This is a genomic window from Pseudomonas sp. MF6776, from assembly GCF_016613125.1.
Classification (GTDB): Bacteria; Pseudomonadota; Gammaproteobacteria; order Pseudomonadales; family Pseudomonadaceae; genus Aquipseudomonas; species Aquipseudomonas iridis.
The window spans coordinates 133,351-152,096 of sequence record NZ_JAENSQ010000014.1 but is presented as its reverse complement, the minus strand read 5'-3'; the positions used below and the strand labels follow the sequence as shown (position 1 = coordinate 152,096).

The 18,746-nt window shown below is 60.0% G+C and carries 16 protein-coding genes, 1 tRNA gene and 1 pseudogene; 8 read left to right on the top strand and 10 right to left on the bottom strand.

The genetic code is table 11. From position 1 onward, the window contains the following. Nucleotides 1-4: 4 nt before the first annotated feature. Together JJD74_RS17800 and rimI are read left to right on the top strand one after the other, a co-directional pair. Nucleotides 5-751 carry an energy transducer TonB gene (locus JJD74_RS17800; protein ID WP_200616255.1) on the top strand — a complete coding sequence of 249 codons (747 nt, stop codon included), beginning with the start codon at nt 5-7 and terminating at the stop codon, nt 749-751. Beyond that, nucleotides 744-1,196 (top strand): ribosomal protein S18-alanine N-acetyltransferase, encoded by a 453-nt coding sequence (gene rimI, locus JJD74_RS17795; protein WP_042561071.1) that lies wholly within the window; start codon nt 744-746, stop codon nt 1,194-1,196. Before JJD74_RS17800 ends, rimI begins: the two co-directional genes overlap by 8 nt. 139 nt (nt 1,197-1,335) lie before the next feature. Here the strand turns inward: rimI and JJD74_RS17790 are convergent, their stop codons facing one another. After that, the gene (locus JJD74_RS17790) at nt 1,336-1,740 is read right to left on the bottom strand and encodes a hypothetical protein (protein WP_047303171.1); all 405 of its coding nucleotides are present in this window, start codon (nt 1,738-1,740) and stop codon (nt 1,336-1,338) included. Between the two features lie 141 nt (nt 1,741-1,881). Here JJD74_RS17790 and can point away from each other — a divergent pair, with 141 nt between their 5' ends. Then, nucleotides 1,882-2,526, top strand: a complete 645-nt coding sequence (can, locus tag JJD74_RS17785) for a carbonate dehydratase (protein WP_042561069.1) — start codon at nt 1,882-1,884, stop codon at nt 2,524-2,526. 22 nt (nt 2,527-2,548) lie between these two features. Here can and JJD74_RS17780 read toward each other — a convergent pair whose 3' ends face one another. From JJD74_RS17780 to JJD74_RS17770, 3 genes are all read right to left on the bottom strand, one after another. Next, nucleotides 2,549-3,073: an SET domain-containing protein-lysine N-methyltransferase gene (locus tag JJD74_RS17780; RefSeq protein ID WP_047303168.1), complete on the bottom strand. Its 525-nt coding sequence runs from the start codon at nt 3,071-3,073 to the stop codon at nt 2,549-2,551. A 182-nt stretch (nt 3,074-3,255) separates the two neighbouring features. Beyond that, complete coding sequence (locus tag JJD74_RS17775; RefSeq protein ID WP_200616246.1) at nt 3,256-4,428, bottom strand: hypothetical protein; 1,173 nt, start codon at nt 4,426-4,428, stop codon at nt 3,256-3,258. Nucleotides 4,429-4,610: 182 nt separating this feature from the next. Beyond that, nucleotides 4,611-6,029 carry a short-chain fatty acid transporter gene (locus tag JJD74_RS17770; RefSeq protein WP_042561066.1) on the bottom strand — a complete coding sequence of 473 codons (1,419 nt, stop codon included), beginning with the start codon at nt 6,027-6,029 and terminating at the stop codon, nt 4,611-4,613. Nucleotides 6,030-6,378: 349 nt separating this feature from the next. Between JJD74_RS17770 and JJD74_RS17765 the strand changes: the two genes are divergently transcribed. The 4 genes and pseudogenes from JJD74_RS17765 (at nt 6,379) to JJD74_RS17755 (ending at nt 9,891) form a co-directional block, all read left to right on the top strand. Next, nucleotides 6,379-7,692: an MFS transporter gene (locus JJD74_RS17765; RefSeq protein ID WP_042561065.1), complete on the top strand. Its 1,314-nt coding sequence runs from the start codon at nt 6,379-6,381 to the stop codon at nt 7,690-7,692. 68 nt (nt 7,693-7,760) lie between these two features. Next, nucleotides 7,761-8,585: pseudogene (locus tag JJD74_RS31490) on the top strand (PAS domain-containing protein); the annotation flags it as partial. Then, the gene (locus tag JJD74_RS31485; RefSeq protein ID WP_442793285.1) at nt 8,565-9,125 is read left to right on the top strand and encodes a methyl-accepting chemotaxis protein; all 561 of its coding nucleotides are present in this window, start codon (nt 8,565-8,567) and stop codon (nt 9,123-9,125) included. The pseudogene JJD74_RS31490 and the gene JJD74_RS31485, both read left to right, overlap by 21 nt. Before the next feature lie 166 nt (nt 9,126-9,291). Further along, nucleotides 9,292-9,891 (top strand): flavin reductase family protein, encoded by a 600-nt coding sequence (locus JJD74_RS17755; protein ID WP_200616243.1) that lies wholly within the window; start codon nt 9,292-9,294, stop codon nt 9,889-9,891. 12 nt (nt 9,892-9,903) lie between these two features. On the opposite strand, the gene ggt is transcribed toward JJD74_RS17755, so the two are convergent. The 3 genes from ggt to JJD74_RS17740 all read right to left on the bottom strand — a co-directional run bounded on the left by ggt (nt 9,904) and on the right by JJD74_RS17740 (nt 14,610). Then, the gene (gene ggt / locus JJD74_RS17750) at nt 9,904-11,736 is read right to left on the bottom strand and encodes a gamma-glutamyltransferase (protein ID WP_200616241.1); all 1,833 of its coding nucleotides are present in this window, start codon (nt 11,734-11,736) and stop codon (nt 9,904-9,906) included. Nucleotides 11,737-12,361: 625 nt separating this feature from the next. Beyond that, nucleotides 12,362-12,438: transfer RNA gene (locus JJD74_RS17745), tRNA-Met, on the bottom strand. A gap of 114 nt (nt 12,439-12,552) precedes the next feature. Then, a complete protein-coding gene (locus tag JJD74_RS17740) occupies nt 12,553-14,610 on the bottom strand; it encodes a methyl-accepting chemotaxis protein (protein WP_200616238.1) in 2,058 nt (685 codons plus the stop codon). Nucleotides 14,611-14,943: 333 nt separating this feature from the next. Between JJD74_RS17740 and JJD74_RS17735 the strand changes: the two genes are divergently transcribed. Next, nucleotides 14,944-16,161, top strand: coding sequence for an MFS transporter (locus JJD74_RS17735; protein WP_042561060.1), 1,218 nt, complete (start codon nt 14,944-14,946; stop codon nt 16,159-16,161). A 94-nt stretch (nt 16,162-16,255) separates the two neighbouring features. On the opposite strand, the gene ychF is transcribed toward JJD74_RS17735, so the two are convergent. From ychF to JJD74_RS17720, 3 genes are all read right to left on the bottom strand, one after another. Then, nucleotides 16,256-17,356 carry a redox-regulated ATPase YchF gene (gene ychF, locus JJD74_RS17730; RefSeq protein ID WP_042561059.1) on the bottom strand — a complete coding sequence of 367 codons (1,101 nt, stop codon included), beginning with the start codon at nt 17,354-17,356 and terminating at the stop codon, nt 16,256-16,258. A gap of 22 nt (nt 17,357-17,378) precedes the next feature. Continuing rightward, nucleotides 17,379-17,963 (bottom strand): aminoacyl-tRNA hydrolase, encoded by a 585-nt coding sequence (pth, locus tag JJD74_RS17725; RefSeq protein WP_003228164.1) that lies wholly within the window; start codon nt 17,961-17,963, stop codon nt 17,379-17,381. 171 nt (nt 17,964-18,134) lie between these two features. After that, the gene (locus JJD74_RS17720) at nt 18,135-18,737 is read right to left on the bottom strand and encodes a 50S ribosomal protein L25/general stress protein Ctc (protein ID WP_042561057.1); all 603 of its coding nucleotides are present in this window, start codon (nt 18,735-18,737) and stop codon (nt 18,135-18,137) included. Nucleotides 18,738-18,746: the final 9 nt, after the last annotated feature.

Sequence of the window (18,746 nt, the reverse complement as noted above, 5' to 3'; positions counted from 1 at the left end):
CGCCATGCAGGTGGTCAATTGGCTGCCGCGCACCGAATTGCCCTTCGCTGCCCCTTCGCGGCCCGAGCTGCTGGACATGCCCGAGCCCGAAATCGAGGCGCCGGTTGTGGCTGCGCCTCAGGCCGAAACCCCGGTGCAGCCTGCCGTGCGCCCCACCGAGCGGCAGAAGATCGAAGTGCCGCGACCTTCGTCGCCGAGTACTCGAGCCAGCACAAAACCGGTCGAGGAGGCGGACGACACGCCGGTGGTCGCCAAACCTGCGCCAGTGCCCCCCCCGCGTTTCGCCCTGCAACTGCTGCGCGCCGGGCGTTGCCTGCTGCTGGTGGAGTTACCCACAGGTGAATCCTTCCAGAGCCGCGATCCGGCGTATCTCTTGCTCAAGGACATGTTGCGTGCCGCCGGTCTGCCGGATGCGCCGCAGATCGTCGGCGAGCCGGTGCGCTGGCCGTGGTTGAATCGCGGCACGATGGATCAGGGGCCGGAAGCTGCGCGCGACTTCGTGCAAGGTTTTCTTTCGGTACAAATGGAAGCGGCGCCGTGCGCCTGCCTATGGCTGATCGGCCTGCCGGCGGTGCGTTTTGCCGGTGAAGCTGACGCCGAAGCGTTCAATCGTGAATTGCAGATCGAAGGTCTGGGCCCGGCCTGGGCCATTCCCGGTCTGGAATTGTTAATGGAAGAGCCACAGCGCAAAGCCGCTGTGTGGCAAGCCATGCGTCGGCTGATGGCGCGCTGGAAAGAATCGAATGAGTGACGCTGTAACGTTCCGCCCGATGACCGAGGCGGACCTGGACGCTGTACTGAAGATTGAGTTCGCCGCCTACAGCCACCCGTGGACCCGTGGGATTTTTCTCGACGGCCTGGGCAAATACCAGATCTGGTTGATGTTCGAAGGTCAGCAGCAGGTCGGTCACGGCGTGGTGCAAATCATTCTGGATGAGGCGCACCTGCTCAACATCACGGTTAAACCGGAGAATCAGGGGCGTGGGCTGGGGCTGACGTTGCTGGAGCATCTGATGTCGCGGGCTTATGCCGCCCAGGCGCGCGAGTGTTTTCTGGAGGTGCGTGACAGCAACCAGTCGGCGTTCCGTTTGTATGAGCGTTATGGCTTCAACGAGATTGGCCGGCGTCGGGATTATTATCCGGCGGTGGGTGGGCGTGAAGATGCGGTGGTCATGGCCTGCACCTTGGTTGACTGATCCCACTCATGTATGGCTGAGCCCCCTGTAGGAGCTGCCGAAGGCTGCGATCTGTTGATCTTGCTTTGGATGTTGAACAACAAGATCAAAAGATCACAGCCTTGGGCAGCTCCTACAGGGATTGCGTTACTGCAGGTAATCAGCGATTGCCATCCAACGGTTCGCGCCGCGCCAGCTCTGCTTCATCCAGACCATTGCCGCCGCCGATATCGTCTTCATCAACCACGCTCAAATCCCAGTCCGCAGGATTGTCTTCACCGGATTCCTTCGCATCCCGTGCGCCATCCTCATGAATCAGCGTTTCCGGGCTCATGTCATCGTCGGTCGGCTCATGGTCGGCAGTCGACGCGCCAGTGAGACCCGCTTCACGCACGCGCTCTTCTGGCATCAGTTGCTTGCGCTCCTGCTCCGGCAGTTCGTCGCCGATTTTCGCGCTGGGCTGTTCGTCGTCGAAATCCAGCTCGTGCATCGAACCCATCCGATCTTCGTTATCATCGATGGGTTCCGGTTGCACCGCATCGTAAGGGCGTCGTGAATCAGTCATGGCAAATCCTCATAGTGTGGGCCTTACTAAGGTGGACTCGCCGGGCACACGAGAATTCCAACAAAAACACTTGCGATCCTTTCGTGACCCCGACTGACGGTCGTCTGTCAAAGCAGCGCATCTTTCTTGAGGCCTTACAGCATGCATGACTTACAAGACCTGATTGATAACAACGAGCGTTGGGCTGACGCGATCACCAAGGAAGACCCGGATTTCTTCGCCAAGCTGGCGCGTCAGCAAACCCCTGAATATCTGTGGATCGGCTGTTCCGACGCACGGGTGCCGGCCAACGAAATCGTCGGCATGTTGCCGGGCGATTTGTTCGTACACCGCAATGTCGCCAACGTCGTGCTGCACACCGACCTCAATTGCCTGTCGGTGATCCAGTACGCGGTCGATGTGCTCAAGGTCAAACACATTCTGGTCACTGGCCACTACGGTTGTGGCGGTGTGCGGGCGTCGATGCAGGATCGTCAGCTCGGTCTGATCGACGGCTGGCTGCGCTCGATCCGTGACCTCTATTACGACAAGCGTGACGAACTGGCCAAGCTGCCGACCGAAGAAGAGCGGGTCGATCGCATGTGCGAGCTCAACGTGATCCAGCAAGTGGCCAACGTCGGCCATACCAGCATTGTGCAAAACGCCTGGCATCGCGGGCAGAGCCTGTCGATCCACGGTTGCATCTACGGCATCAAGGATGGGCGCTGGAAAAGCCTGAACGCGACCATCAGCGGTTTCGAGCAATTGCCGCCGCAGTATCGCTTGCGTCCTGTCGGGGCGCCGTAGCCGCCGAAGGTTGCCGCGCGGATCAGCGTGAGCCTTGCCGTCGCCAGCGCTGTAAAAAGTGCTGGCCCTCGATGCTCGGGGGTTCGTTGTAACCGGTGATCCACCCACGGCAACGTACAGAACCGCAATCGCAGGCAAACTGACGCAGCAGTTTGTCTTCGGTGGCGGCGTAATCCATGGTCAGCCGCTCACCCCTGTGGATATCTTTCAACGCCCACAGCCACAGTTCGCTCATGTCGAGAAATACGTTCGGGTCGCAGGCGTGTTCGAGTGCTCCGCAAAAGCGTGGATCGTAGACGTGGATACCGTTCAACAGCTGTCGGGTCTGTCGACAGCGGTAGGGCAGTAACTGTCCAGACACCCTGCACATTCGGCAGGTGCGCTGAAATTCCCGACGCGCCGCGACGCCTGTCGGGGTGCCGTGCTCATCGTGGAAGACTTCGAAGTCGGCGCTGGACGGAAACCCGAGGCGCACCGGGAGGCCAGCGAAGGGATAGATACCTTCGGTATCGCGTGGAACAGATCCAGCAATCGCATGGGTATTCATAACAGTCCTTGTTGCAAGGAGGGCGCGACTTCCTTTATCTGACGTCCTGTCAGCGCGGCGCCACTATTCTTTGGATCCAATGTAGTTGTAATAGGTATAGACGGTCTACTGTCAGATCTGACAGGCGAGATAGACGCTTTCCCGCGTCAGTCATGGCTGACACGGGAATGACATCAACGCGATTACAGGTGTGGAGCGGGGGCCGCAGTGGCGGGCAGCGGGGCTTTGAGCTGTTTCAGTTGAGCCTTGACCGGTGGTGTGGCGCACTGGGTGGCGGCTTGCTCCGGGGTCAGGTTGCGAATGGAGGTGTAGAACAACTCGCAGGTTTTGACCTTTTGCGTGACTTGCCAGGTCTGCGTGCACGTACTGAGCGTGCTCTGCGCATCGCTGTCCGGTTTGCTGCCCATGTCGGCCTGCCAGCAGGCGGCGCTCAAATCCTGCCCCATTACCCTCAGGCCTGCCGCGTCAGCCTTGGCTTGCGCATCGTCGCCGGTGTAGCTTTTGGGATCGGCGGCGTACCAGATGTAGCTGGGGTGGTTCGAACCCAGCACCGGCACGTTCACCCCTGTGCTGGGGCTGATGGTCGCCAGGCCGAGGACGCTCACGGTCGGACCGTATTGCTGCTTGATCCAGTTCCTCACCGGTGCACCGAACGCCACCATCGGCAGCGTCTTGCCGCTGGCGGTCTGGCTGAACTGCTTGACCAGCGTGGTCTGGTAGTCCTTGAAGTAGTCATAGACACCCTCCAGGTCACTGCCGGCGTTGGACGGCGCGGCGATCGGGGCGATGTCGATGATGGTCTGATAGGCCGGGGTCTGATCGGCGGGGATGCTATTGACCGTCAACAGCGTTGCCCAGCGGTCGGTGGTATTGGAGCGCAGATAATCCTGAGCCTGGGTCAGCGAGTAATCCGGCGGAAAGTGCAGCAATTCGACGCTTTTACGATTCTCCAGGGCCATGCCCAACGGCAGGAACAGATACCAGCTGTACGCCCATTTGCCATCGGCGTTGAGCTTGCTGGCGCCGGTGTAGGCCAGATCTCCCGCGTCCAGCAGCGCCGACAGCGGTTTGTCGTAGCCCTGCGGCACGCCGCTGATTTCCGCGTAGATCTGGTCGTTATCGGTTTTGACCAGAACCTTCGCATTGGCATAGCCGTCGCGTTGCACGCTCTGGGTCAGGTAATGCGCGACGGTCTGCTCCAGCGTCCAGTTGCGGAAGCAAATCACGCTGCAGTTGTTGGGGTAGGCGAACAGACGTGTGACGCGCTCGGTGCTGCCCAGTTTCAGGTCGACATCGGCGTGGGCGGCGGCGCTCAGTGTCAGCGCGGCGAGGGTAAGTCCTGCGAGTTTGAACATGCTCAGATCCTTTTCAGCGTGGTTCCCGGTTGCGGGGCGGGTACATACTGAAACCACGGGTGTCGCGCGGTCTAGTGGGCAGTAGAAAAGTTATCGAGTGAGTCGTTGCAAACGTGGGAGTGAGCCTGCTCGTGATAGCAGGCTCACTCCCACATTGGTTTTATATGGTGAGGTCGAACGCTTTACGGCATCACCGGCGGCGTATACGCCAGTGTCGTCCCGAGCGCCCACAGCAACAGCAGCACCAGCGGTGTATGCACCAGCAATTGCACGAACGAGAAACCGATCAGGTCCCGCGCCTTCAAGCCGAGCACGCCCAATAGCGGCAGCATGTAGAACGGGTTGATCAGGTTCGGCAAGGCTTCCGCCGCGTTGTAGATCTGCACCGCCCAGCCGAGGTGGTATTGCAGATCGTTGGCGACTTGCATCACGTACGGCGCTTCGATGATCCACTTGCCGCCGCCGGACGGGATGAAGAAACCGAGAATCGCCGAGTACACGCCCATCAGCAGCGCGTACGTGTCGTGCGAGGCGATGCTGACGAAGAACGTCGAGATGTGGTGGGCCAGGGTTTGCGCGTCGGCGCCTTTGACGGTGGTCATCAGCGCGGCAATCGAGCCGTACAGCGGAAACTGGATCAGCACGCCGGTGGTGGTCGGCACCGCGCGGGCGACTGCATCGAGGAAGCTGCGCGGACGCCAGTGCAGCAATGCGCCGAGCATGATGAACAGGAAGTTATAGGTGTTGAGCCCGGAAATCGCGGTAATCGCCGGTTTCGTCGAGAACTCGTGGAACAGCCATCCCGCCGCCAGCAGCACCAGCACGATGATCAGCAGCGGACTGTGTTCCAGCCATTCGCCAGGGCGCGTGCGCGGTTGCAGCGGCGGCAGGTTGAAGGCCGGGTCGATACCGCAGGCCTCGGCGCTGCGCGCAGAGTTCGGGCCGGGGGCGGTGGCGTAGGCAATGATGATCGAAACCACGATCAGCGCCAGCAACATCACGCCGGACTGCCAGAGGAAAATGGTTTCGGTGAACGGGATAACGCCAGTGATCGACAGAATCGACGGCGGCAGGCTGCCGGGGTTGGCCTGCAACTGCGCCGCCGACGACGACAGCCCCAGCGCCCACACCGCGCCAAGCCCCAGATACGCGGCGGCGCCAGCTGCACGGTAATCCATTTTCAGATCGGTGCGGCGGGCGAGGGCACGGACCAGCAAACCGCCGAATACCAGCGACAAGCCCCAGTTCAGCAACGAGGCAACCATCGAGATCAACGCGACCCAGGCCACGGCAGAGCGGCCGTTTTTCGGGATACGCGCCAAGCGATCAATCAGTTTAACGGCAGGCGGGGAACTGGCGACCACGTAGCCGCCGATCACCACAAAGGCCATTTGCATGGTGAACGGGATCAGGCTCCAGAACCCGTCGCCAAATGCCATGGCGGCGGCGGTGGGTTTGGCGCCCATGGCCATTGTGGCCAGCGCAACGATGATCACGGCCAACGCCGCGAATACCCAGGAATCGGGAAACCAGCGTTCGGCAAAACTTGAACAGCGCAGGGCAAAGCGTGCAGAGCGGCTATCTTCGATATCAACGGCCACGGGAGTACCTCGGATTTTTTATGGTTATTGTGGTCCGCGGGAGCCGCCGCCCATCTCCACAGCAAAGAGATCCCCAGTGGAAGCGAGCCTGCTCGCGAAGAGGTCGGCACAGTCAACATCGAGGTTGCCTGAACTGACGCTTTCGCGAGCAGGCTCGCTCCCACATGGGGTTCGCTGCGGTTGGTCGGCGTTGCGTCGTCCCTCTGGACAGGCCTGAACAGTAATTCAAGCCAAGCCATTTTGTGAGCAGGTTTTTGCAAAATCGGGACTATGGTCTAACGGGTTGTCCATCGACGCATTTGCGTAGACCATGTGCGCCTTGGTTTTTTGCCTGCCAGAGTTCTTTGCCATGACTGCCCAAAACACGGCCAAACCGGTGCCGTTCAGCCGCTCCGACTACAAGACCCTGGGCCTTGCGGCCCTTGGCGGGGCTCTGGAAATCTACGATTTCATCATCTTCGTATTCTTCGCCCTGACCCTCAGCCAGTTGTTCTTCCCGCCGGAAATGCCCGAGTGGCTGCGTCTGCTGCAAAGCTTTGGAATTTTCGTCACCGGTTACCTGGCGCGGCCGCTGGGCGGGATTCTGATGGCGCATTTCGCCGACCGGATGGGCCGCAAAAAAGTCTTCAGCCTGAGCATCCTGATGATGGCGCTGCCATGCCTGCTGATCGGAATCATGCCGACTTACGCCCAGATCGGTTATTTCGCTCCGCTGCTGTTGTTGGCGCTGCGCATCTTGCAAGGCGCGGCGGTTGGCGGTGAAGTGCCGAGTGCCTGGGTATTCGTCGCCGAGCACGCACCGACCGGGCATCGCGGTTATGCCTTGGGCTTCTTGCAGGCCGGTTTGACCTTCGGCTATCTGATCGGCGCGCTGACCGCGACATTCCTGGCACAAGTATTCACCCCGGCGGAAATTCTTGATTACGCCTGGCGCTATCCGTTCCTGCTGGGCGGCGTGTTCGGTGTGATCGGTGTCTATCTGCGCCGCTGGTTGAGCGAAACCCCGGTGTTCATGGCGATGCAGGCGCAGCGCGAGGCACGGGTCGAGCTGCCGCTGCGTACAGTGCTGCGTGAACATCGACTGGCAATGCTGCCAGCCATGTTGCTGACCTGCGTGCTGACATCGGCAGTGGTGGTGTTCGTGGTCATCACCCCGACCATGATGCAGAAAACCTTCGGCATGACCGCCAGCCACACTTTTGCGCTCAGCGCCCTGGGCATCGTCTTTCTCAACATCGGTTGCGTGATCGCCGGGTTGCTGGTGGATCGCATCGGTGCCTGGCGCACGGTCATGCTGTATAGCGTGCTGCTGCCGCTGGGCATTGGCGTGCTTTACAGCTGCTTGATCATGGGGGGCGGTTGGATTGGTCTGGCGTACGCGGTGGCCGGTCTAGCCTGTGGCGTTGTCGGTGCAGTGCCGTCGGTGATGGTCGGGTTGTTCCCGGCGCGTATTCGGGTCTCCGGTATTTCCTTCACCTACAACATTGCCTACGCCGCTTGGGCGAGTATCACGCCGTTGTTGCTGATCGGTCTGATGCCATGGAGCCCGTGGATCTGCGTAATCTTCTGCGCGGTGATGGGCGCAGTGGGTGTGCTGAGTGCGGCGTACTTTGGCGCGCGGATGCCGCGCACGGGGCCATGTCAGGTTGCCGGAACTGCCTGACTCGCAGAGCCCGAACTATTTTTGACTGACGAGTCTCAATCGCTCTTCAGAAAAGCTGTCCAAGGCCGATGGTTAGGCTGTATCCCGCTTTCCACCCTGCCCATCGGTGCTTTCCCATGTTCAATAAACGCTTGAAGCAAGAGCTGGCTGCTCTTCGTGAAGAACTCTCCAGCCTTGTGCAAGTAAAGGAAAGCCTGGAAAGCGAGATGATGGTGCTGACCCTCGAGCCGGATGGACGGGTTCAGTCGGTCAACCAGAACTTCCTCGACGAGATGTTCTACAAGAGCCATGACCTGATTGGCCGGGCCATCGATGACATCGTCCCGGCCCATGTGAAATCCGACGAATTCCATCAGCGCTTCAAGAGCGCCATGACTCGCGGCGAGCATTTCGCTGGCGCTGTGCGACTGCTGCGTGGCAATGGTGACGAGGCCTGGTTGCGCTCGATCGTGCAGCCGGTACGTTCTTCGGATGGGCGGATCAAGCACATCTCGATCTTCTCCAGCGACCTGACCCGCACGATCGAAGCCTCCCGCGAGCATGAAAACCTGATCGGTGCACTGGTGCGTTCCACCGCGGTGATCGAGTTCGATTTGAACGGTAACGTGCTCAACGCCAACGAACGCTTTCTCAGCGGCATGGGTTACAGCCTGGCGCAGATCAAGGGCAAACATCACCGCATGTTCTGCATGCCCGAAGAGTACAACAGTGCCGAGTATCAGAATTTCTGGCGTCGTCTGAACAACGGCGAGTTTGTAGCTGCCCGTTTCAAACGTATCGACAGCCATGGTCGTACAGTGTGGCTGGAGGCCTCCTACAATCCGGTGGTCGATGCCAACAACAAACTGTACAAAGTGGTGAAGTTCGCCACGGTGATTACCGATCAGGTCAATCGCGAACAAGCTGTCGCCGACGCGGCCAGCATTGCCTACAGCACCTCGCAACAAACCGACAGCACTGCCCAGCGCGGCACGACTGTAGTGACCGAAGCGGTCAACGTGATGCGCGATTTGTCGCGGCACATGCAGGCCGCCGGTGAAGGCATTGAAGCGCTGAACGAGCAGTCGCTGGTGATTGGCACGATCGTCAAAACCATCAGCGGCATCGCTGAACAGACCAACCTGCTGGCGCTCAACGCCGCGATCGAAGCGGCCCGCGCCGGTGAGCAGGGCCGTGGTTTTGCCGTGGTAGCCGACGAAGTGCGGCAACTGGCCTCGCGCACTAGCCAGGCGACCGAAGAGATTGTCGGCGTCGTGCGGCAGAACCAGGAAATGGCGCGTAACGCCGTGGCGCTGATGACCGACGGCAAGCTCCAGGCCGAGCAAGGGCTGGCGCTGGCGGCGGAGGCCGGAACGGTGATCGTTGAGATTCAGGATGGCGCGCAGAAAGTCGTGAATGCCGTCGGCCAGTTCGCCAATCAACTGTCTAACTGACCTGCACTGATCCAATGTGGGAGCGAGCCTGCTCGCGAAAGCGTCAGTTAACTCCGTAGGGATGTTGACTGACACACCGCTTTCGCGAGCAGGCTCGCTCCCACCGAATCTGTGTTTCTTCAGTGACAGCGCTACAATCAGCTCCTTTTTCCCGGAGCAGATCCCCATGAGCGACTCCCACCGCCGCCCGGTTGCCCTGAACAAAGCCTACCGCCTGCTCAATCACGGCCCGACCGTACTGGTCAGCGCCGCCCATGACGGCCAACGCAACATAATGGCCGCCGCGTGGGCGATGCCACTGGACTTCGAACCGCCGAAAGTCGCCGTCGTCCTCGACAAATCCACCTGGACCCGGCAGTTGCTCGAGGCGTCCGGCACCTTCGTACTCAACGTTCCTTGCGTCAATCAGGCCGATATCGTGCAAACCGTTGGTTCGACCTCGGGTCTGGAAATCACCCAAAGCCAAGGGCAGGACAAGTTTCAGGCCTATGGCTTGCAAACCTTTAGCGGCGACAAGGTTGAAGCGCCGCTGCTCGAGGGATGCGTTGCCTGGCTCGAATGCCGCTTGCTGCCGGAGCCGCGCAATCACGATCAATACGACCTGTTCCTCGCCGAAGTCATTGCCGCCCATGCCGATGAACGGGTGTTCAGCGAAGGACGCTGGCATTTCGAAGGGCACGACGGCCTGCGCACTTTGCACCATGTGGCCGGCGGGCACTTCCTGACGATAGGCGCCCCGGTGGACGGCAAGACGCTGGCGGTGTGAGTTTCGTTGATCTCAATCGCCCAGCGCTTCTCCCTCGCGCCGTGGATCTGCTCCACCTTCCAGCGATGCATTTCCCTGCGCATCCTTGACCCGCACGATGGCTTGGGTGCCGCTGGTCATGTCGATCTCATTCACCGCGTGCCCCTTGTCCTTCAGCGCTTGAATCAGTGCCGGGCTGAACTGGCCTTTTTCCAGTTCGGTTGGGCCGTTGCGGCTGCCGAAGTTGGGGAGGCTGATGGCGCTTTGCGGGTCGAGGTTCCAGTCGAGCAGGCCGACGGTGGTTTTCGCCACGTATTCGATGATTTGCGAACCGCCCGGCGAGCCGACGCTGGCGAGGAATTCACCGCTGTTGCGGTCGAAGATCAGCGTGGGTGCCATCGATGAGCGCGGACGTTTGCCGGGTTCGACGCGGTTGGCGACTTTCTGCCCGTTCTCTTCGGGGATAAACGAGAAGTCGGTCATCTGGTTGTTCAGCAGAAAGCCCTGAACCATCAAGTGCGAACCGAACGCCGCTTCGATGGTGGTGGTCATCGACACAGCGCCGCCGAGATCATCCACCGCGACCACTTGCGAGGTCGAGATGCGCAGTGGCGAACGGTCAGGCGCGTAGGCAACCTGCACGCCCGGCGGTGTGCCCGGTTTGGCGCTGCCCATGCTGCGTTCGCCGATCAGGCTGGCGCGGCTGGCGAGATAGGCCGGATCGACCAGGCCTTTGACCGGCACCGGCACGAAGTCAGTATCGGCGACGTATTGCGCACGGTCGGCATAGGCCAGGCGTTCAGCCTCGGCGATCAGGTGCACGGCTTGCGGCGCCGGTTCGAAGCCGGCGGGTTTGTCGGTCTTCAGCGGTTTCAACGGTGCCAGCGCCAAGCGCGGATCGCGGGTCTCCAGTGCCTGCAAGGTGCCGAGGATCTGCGCCACGGCGATCCCGCCCGATGACGGTGGCGGCATGCCGCAGACCTGCCAGCGTTTGTAGTCAGTGCACAAGGGCGCGCGCTCCTTGGCTTTGTAACCTTGAAGATCGTTCAACGACAGGCTGCCGGGATTGGCGTGGCCCTGCACCTTGGCGACGATCTCCTCGGCGATCGGGCCTGTGTACAGCGCATCGGCACCTTCGCTGGCAATGCGTTTGAGCACGGCAGCCAAGGGCGGGTTTTGCAGTCGAGTGCCGACGGCTTTGACGCTGCCATCGCCATTAAGAAAGTAAGCAGCCATGTCTGGCGAGCGGCGGATCACCGGATCGGATGCCAGCAGCGAATACAGGCGCGGGGAAATCGCAAAACCTTGTTCGGCCAGTTTGATCGCCGGTTCAAACAGCTTGGCCCAGGGCAGGCGACCGTGCTGTTTATGCGCCATCTCCAGTGCACGCAATACGCCCGGTGTACCCACTGAACGCCCGCCGATTTGCGCTTGCGGGAACGGCATCGGTTTACCGTCCGCTTGCAGGAACAGTTTCTCGGTGGCGCCGGCCGGCGCGGTTTCGCGGCCGTCATAAGTGCGCACCTGTTTGCCATCCCACAACACAATCATCGCACCGCCACCGATGCCGGAAGATTGCGGCTCCACCAGCGTCAACACCGCTTGCATCGCAATCGCAGCATCAATCGCCGAACCGCCCTGACGCAGCATTTCCCGACCCGCTTCCGCGGCCAGCGGATTGGCCGCGGCCGCCATGTGTTTGCTGGCGTGACGGGTTTGCAGGTCGGTGCGATAACCGGAGGCGGCTTCCGGTGCCAGCGGCAGGGTCGAGGAGGGCGGGGCGTTGCACGCGGTGAGTGACAGGGCGCTGATGATCAGCGTCAGGGCAGGCAGGCGAAAGCGGCTCAAGGGCAAGGCTGAAAACACGCGGGCTCTCCGTCCGTGGATAAAAAGTCTGAGGGACTTTATCGACCGACCGGTCGCGACGCAAACCGGTGGACATTATTGTCTTTCTTTTCAGAGCGGATGTTCGCTAGGGTCAATGTCAAATTCATCGAACTGAAACAAGCCCCTGTGGGAGCGAGCCTGCTCGCGAATACGGTGTATCAGCCAGCCTTGATATTGAATGAAACACCGCTTCGCGAGCAGGCTCGCTCCCACAAATACAAAACCTACAAGAGGCCAGTAATGCACAGCGAGTTCCCCACCGAGTCCAGCTACCGCGACCATGATCTTGCCAAAGTTGCTGGCGGGCTCCGTTGTCCTGCCGGATCCCTGCGGTCCAGGAGCCGCCGCCGTGCGGATGCTTCCAAGGCCAGTCTTCGTCGAAGAGGGATTTGAATCGAGCCGGGGGAGCTTGTCGGTCAATAGGGGAGTGGGGCGAACCGAACGATTGAGTTACAGGCGCCTGGCTTCACGAAAAATCCAATTCGTACCAGGATCGAATCCGTTTCCTGCGGCGCTTTCTCGGCCTGGCGGAACAGGAGATTACCGAGACTTTTCTACAGGCATAAAAAAACGGCCTACCTTTCGGTAAGCCGTTTTTAGTACTTGGTGGCTACACAGGGACTTGAACCCCGGACCCCAGCATTATGAATGCTATGCTCTAACCAACTGAGCTATGTAGCCAAGTGGCGCGCATTATTCCCCTGAAATGGAAAAGCGTCAAGCGTAAATTTAAAATATTTCTTCTTATTTTCAACCGCTTATCCTCCGGCCCCGAAAATCGTGCCGGGCAGGGCATCAACGAAGCTGAAATCTCGCGGTGTTGGTACTCAAGGCATGACTGCCCTGACTCAAGGTGTCCGCCGCCAGATTCACAGCGCGCGCGCCTTCGAGCAATCGCACTGCTGCCTGATCGACTTGCTGAATACTGCTGCTGACCTCGTCGGCGGTGCTCGCTTGCTCTTCAACCGCCGTGGCGATCTGCGCCAGGGTGTCGGTGACGCTTTGCACGGCGCTGGCAATTTCCCCCAGGCGTTCGCCCAGCCCGGTCACGGCTTCGGCGTCCGTTTGTGCCTGGCCACAGGCTGCTTCCATCAGGCTCACGGCTTCGTTGACCGTGGCACGCAGGCTGTCGACCGTGCCGGCGATCTGCGCGGTGGACGATTGCGTGCGTTGCGACAGGCTACGCACCTCATCGGCGACCACGGCGAAACCGCGACCCTGTTCCCCGGCGCGCGCGGCTTCGATGGCTGCGTTGAGCGCGAGCAGGTTGGTCTGCTCGGCCACCCCGCGAATGGTGTCGACCACCAATTGAATCTGCTGCCCTTGCTCACTGACCCGGCCTAGCGCGGCTGCGGTGTCGTTCAAGCGTTGGTTGAGCTGCTGAATGCTCGCTGTGGTGCGCTGACTGTCGCGGCTGCTGTCGGCGGCGATACGGCGGGTGTGTTGAGCGCTGCCAGAGGCCTGCTCGCAGCTCTGTGCGACGCCTTGGGAGGTCGCGGCCAGTTGTGTGGCCGCAGCGGCGATCTGACTGATTTGCAACTGCTGTGCTTCGACTTCGCTGAGGGCACCGCTGGAATGATCGTTGAGGCTGCGAACCGCGTTGCTCAGTTGTGAAGTCTCGTGATCGACGCCGATCATACTGGTGCGCAATTGCACCACGGCGACGTTGAGTGCGGTGCTGATCGCCGCCAGTTCGTCGTGTCCCACGACCGGTACTTGCAGGCTCAGATTGCCGTCGCGCAGGGCTTCGGCAAGTACGGTGATGCCGCTGGCGCTGCGGCGGATCGAGGCTTGCAGGCAGATGAACAGGTACAGCGCCACCAGCAGCAGACAGCCGAATATCGCCGCGACGATGATCAGCTGGCGAACCGCCGAGCCGTGATGGTCTTCGAGGCGCTGATCCAGCGACATCAGCGATTGCTGGCGCAGAGAGGCGAGGTCAGCCAGCAACGCATCAAGGCTGCGCTCGAAGTCTTCCGGTTTGAGATTGATGCTGCCACCGAACACCCCGTCGTCCAGCACTTTGAGGCCGTTGTCCAGGCGCTTGAGGCTGTCGTGGTATTGGCTGGCCCAGGATTGCAGGCCTGTGGGCAGGCGCGCTTCCAGCAAGCCTGCGGTTTTCACCAACTGCTCACGGGCATCGCCGATGCGGCTGCGCAGGTCGCGCAACTGCAAGCGACTTTGCAAAGTGAACTGACCGGACACCACCGACGCCTGACCGACCGCCGCGAGGCGCCCGACCCGTTCGATCAGGTCCGGTGCATGCTGCGTGGAAATCTGCGTCAGCAGATAGGTTTCCAGCCATGGCGCGAGGGTCAGGCGATTGTCCATGACGATTTGCTCGCGCAGTGCTTGCAGGGCGCTGAGGGCGTTGGTGAAACGGTCGTAACCGTCCGGCCACCAGCCGACGCCGCTGAGGCTTTTCGAGTCCAGGCCGCCGAGCGCGGTTTGCAACGCCTGATAACGGGTGAGGGTTTCGCCTTCGGCGCCCTCGTTATTCAGCGCATTGCCCAAGTCAGTGGTGGCTTGCTGGACAGCTGGCTGCACAGCATCGAACGCAGCCATGGCGGCGAGCGTCGCGGGTGTCGGCTGACGATTGGTTTCCGTGGCACGCCAACGCGCTGCGCGGTCGCGCTGGGCCGCGAGCAGGTTGTCGAGCGCATCCAGCGCGAGCAACTGACGCACGCCGGCACGTTCGCCGGAAATCAGATTGAGTTTGTCGCGATAGTCCTGGCCGATCATCAACAGGCTGCCGGCCAACGGCAAAATGAATAGCAGAAACAACAACTGGAATTTACGTGCGAAGCCAAACCGCCCCAGCAACTTGATCCCCGGTGAAAGGAAAGCCTGCATGCCCCATGACTCCTCTGGACACCACGCACCAATGGCGTGCATCGCGGTCGGTCGACGTTGATGTTGTGCCCTGCTAAAAGGCCTCGAAAGTTCACTCTCGTTCGCTCTGTGGGCAAACTTTGTAGCGAAACTTCCCATTGTCGATCACCTTTGTAAGGCGACCGCGTTCAAGCCAAGAAGCAAGGCAAGATTCAGACCATGGCGTTGCGCTATCACCTGGTCAATGACGAACAGTCAGTTAGTTAGCTGGCTAAGGGGATAGCCTTGGCGCACCGAAAAATGGCACATTGACGCACCTGCCTGCGTGCACCCATCTGCTGTCCGGAAATTTCCATGGCTATCAGCAACGCTCCGACCGCCACTGTTTCGGCGTCCGCTCCACCCCAAAGCAGCCCACTGGTGATGCGCATCATCGGCGCAGTGGCACTGGCGCATCTGATCAATGACTTGATCCAGTCGGTTTTGCCGTCGATCTACCCAATGCTGAAGGCCAGCTACGGCCTGACCTTCACCCAGATCGGGCTGATCACTCTGACCTTCCAGCTGACCGCTTCGCTGTTGCAGCCGTGGGTCGGGTATCACACTGATCGGCACCCGAAACCATGGCTGTTGCCGGCGGGCTCCATTTGTACGCTGATCGGCATCGTGATGATGTCGGTAGTCGGCAGTTTTCCAATGATTCTGCTGGCGGCGGCGCTTATCGGCATCGGCTCCTCGACCTTTCACCCCGAGGCGTCGCGGATCGCGCGACTGGCCTCGGGTGGGCGCTTTGGTCTGGCGCAATCGACCTTCCAGGTCGGCGGTAACGCCGGTTCCGCGTTCGGTCCATTGCTGGCGGCAGCAATCATCATTCCGTTCGGTCAGGGCAATGTGGCGTGGTTCGGTTTGTTCGCGGTGTTTGCGCTGTTCGTGCTGTACCGCATCAGTCGCTGGTACGCCCATCACTTGAACCTTTTCAAACTCAAGGCGGGCCAGGCGGCGACTCACGGGCTGTCAAAGGGCAGGGTGACCAGTGCGCTGGTGGTACTCGGCCTGCTGGTGTTCTCCAAGTACTTCTACATGGCCAGCCTAACCAGCTATTTCACGTTCTACCTGATCGAGAAGTTCGACCTGTCGGTGGCCAGCTCGCAGTTGCACCTGTTCCTGTTCCTTGGTGCGGTGGCGGCGGGCACGTTCTTCGGCGGGCCGATTGGCGACAAGATCGGGCGTAAGGCTGTGATCTGGTTTTCGATTCTTGGAGTGGCACCGTTTACGCTGCTGATGCCTCACGTCGATCTGTTCTGGACCAGTGTGCTCAGCGTGATAATCGGCTTTATCCTCGCTTCGGCGTTCTCGGCGATTGTGGTGTACGCGCAAGAGTTGGTACCGGGGAATGTCGGGATGATTGCCGGGATCTTTTTCGGTCTGATGTTCGGTTTTGGCGGGATTGGCGCTGCGTTGCTTGGGCATCTGGCGGATGTGCACGGGATTGAATACGTGTATTTCCTGTGCTCGTTCTTGCCGTTGTTTGGGGTGTTGGCGATTTTCTTGCCGCGCACCAAAAAGCCCTGATTTACGCATTACCCATTGCAGGAATGTGTTGGGCCATAAATTTCAGACACAAAAAAGCCGCGTATCAAACGCGGCTTTTTCATGGGTGCAGATTTTATACGTTGAAGCGGAAGTGCATCACGTCGCCGTCTTTGACGATGTAGTCCTTGCCTTCCAGACGCCATTTACCGGCCTCTTTGGTGCCGGCTTCGCCCTTGTACTGGATGAAGTCGTTGTAGGCGATCACTTCGGCGCGGATGAAGCCTTTTTCGAAGTCGGTGTGGATCACGCCAGCAGCCTGAGGTGCAGTGGCACCGACTTTGACGGTCCAAGCGCGGACTTCTTCGACGCCGGCGGTGAAGTAGGTCTGCAAGTGCAGCATTTCGTAACCGGCGCGAATGACGCGGTTCAGGCCAGGCTCTTCCAGGCCCAGGGCCTCGAGGAACATGTCCTTCTCTTCACCGTCTTCGAGCTCGGCGATCTCTGCTTCGATCTTGTTGCAGACCGGAACAACGATGGCGCCTTCTTCTTCGGCGATGGCGCGGACAACGTCCAGGTGCGGGTTGTTCTCGAAACCGTCTTCAGCGACGTTGGCGATGTACATGACCGGCTTGGTGGTCAGCAGGTGGAAGCCTTTGATCACTGCTTTTTCGTCAGCGCTCATGGACTTCATCAGGCTGCGCGCAGGCTTGGCTTCGGTGAAGTGAGCGATCAGTTGCTCCAGCAGAGCCTTCTGAACGACCGCGTCCTTGTCACCGCCCTTGGCATTGCGCGCGACTTTCTGCAGTTGCTTCTCGCAGCTGTCGAGGTCGGCGAAGATCAGTTCCAGGTCGATGATTTCGATGTCGCGTTTCGGGTCGACGCTGTTGGAAACGTGGATCACGTTTTCGTCTTCGAAGCAGCGCACCACGTGAGCGATGGCGTCGGTTTCGCGAATGTTGGCGAGGAACTTGTTGCCCAGGCCTTCACCTTTCGAGGCGCCGGCAACCAGGCCAGCGATGTCGACGAATTCCATGGTGGTCGGCAGGATGCGCTTGGGATTGACGATGGCCGCCAGTGCGTCCAGACGTGTATCGGGCATCGGCACGATGCCGCTGTTAGGCTCGATCGTGCAGAAGGGGAAGTTCTCGGCCGCGATGCCGGATTTGGTCAGCGCGTTGAACAGGGTGGACTTGCCGACGTTAGGCAGGCCGACGATGCCGCAATTGAATCCCATGGTGTTTCCCCTCGGATAAGAGTCAGGCCTTCTGGCTGTGCAGGTTTTTCATCGCACGGTTCCATTCTCCGGCGAGGATATCCGGCAGCACGCCGAGGGCAAAGTCGATGCTGGCATCGAGTTTTTCCTGTTCGGCGCGTGGCGCACGACCCAGGACGAAATTTGAAACCATACTGGCGACGCCCGGGTGGCCGATGCCAAGCCGCAGACGGTAGAAAGTATTCTGATTGCCCAGTTGCGCGATGATGTCGCGTAACCCGTTGTGACCGCCATGGCCGCCGCCCTGCTTGAGCTTGGCGACGCCCGGAGGCAGGTCGAGTTCGTCGTGCGCCACCAGGATTTCTTCAGGCTTGATGCGGAAAAAACCGGCGAGTGCCGCCACGGCCTGGCCGCTGCGGTTCATGTAGGTGGTGGGAATCAGCAGACGAACATCCTGACCTTGATGCGAATAGCGCCCGGTCAGGCCGAAATATTTGCGATCGGCGACAAGGTTCACACCTTGTGCGGCGGCGATGCGCTCAACAAAAAGGGCCCCTGCGTTATGCCGGGTCTGTTCGTATTCAGCGCCTGGATTTCCCAGGCCAACGATCAGTTTGATGGCAGTCACGATAGGGGCCCTTCCTTGGAGTGGTGGATAACATCGCCGCAATCAGGGAGAGCGGCGAAAGTGGACGAAAAAAGCTCATTTACCATAGATGTAAACTCCGCGTTCTCGCCCGCTTTCTCGCTACGTTCCAGTCCGCGATGTTACTTGATCACTCCGGCGTCACAGAGTGAATTACTCTGCTGCGCCTTCTTCGGTAGCTTCTGGAGCAACACGTGGAGCGTGGACGTTGGCAACAGCCTTGTCATCGCCGTGTGCCAGAGCAACGAACTCAACACCTTTAGGAGCTTTGAGGTCCGACAGGTGAATGATGGTGCCGATTTCTGCTTTCGACAGGTCGACTTCGATGAACTCAGGCAGATCTTTCGGCAGGCAGGTCACTTCGATTTCCGAAGTAACGTGCGAGATTTCGCCGCCTTTCTTCACTGGAGCTTCTTCACCAACAAAGTGCACAGGCACGATAGCGGTCAGTTTCTGACCTGCTACAACGCGTACGAAGTCAGCGTGCAGAACGTGGCCTTTCGACGGGTGACGTTGCAGAGCTTTGATGATGACGTTCTGCTTGGTGCCACCAACGTTCAGCTCGATGATGTGGCTGTAAGCCGCGTCGTTTTCAAGCAGTTTGGCAACTTCTTTGGCCAGCATGCTGATGGATTCAGGGGCTTTTTCGCCACCGTAAACAACAGCTGGAACCAGAGCGGCGAGACGACGCAGGCGGCGGCTCGCACCTTTCCCCAGGTCGGAACGCACTTCAGCATTCAGAGTAAAATCGTTCATTTTGTATCT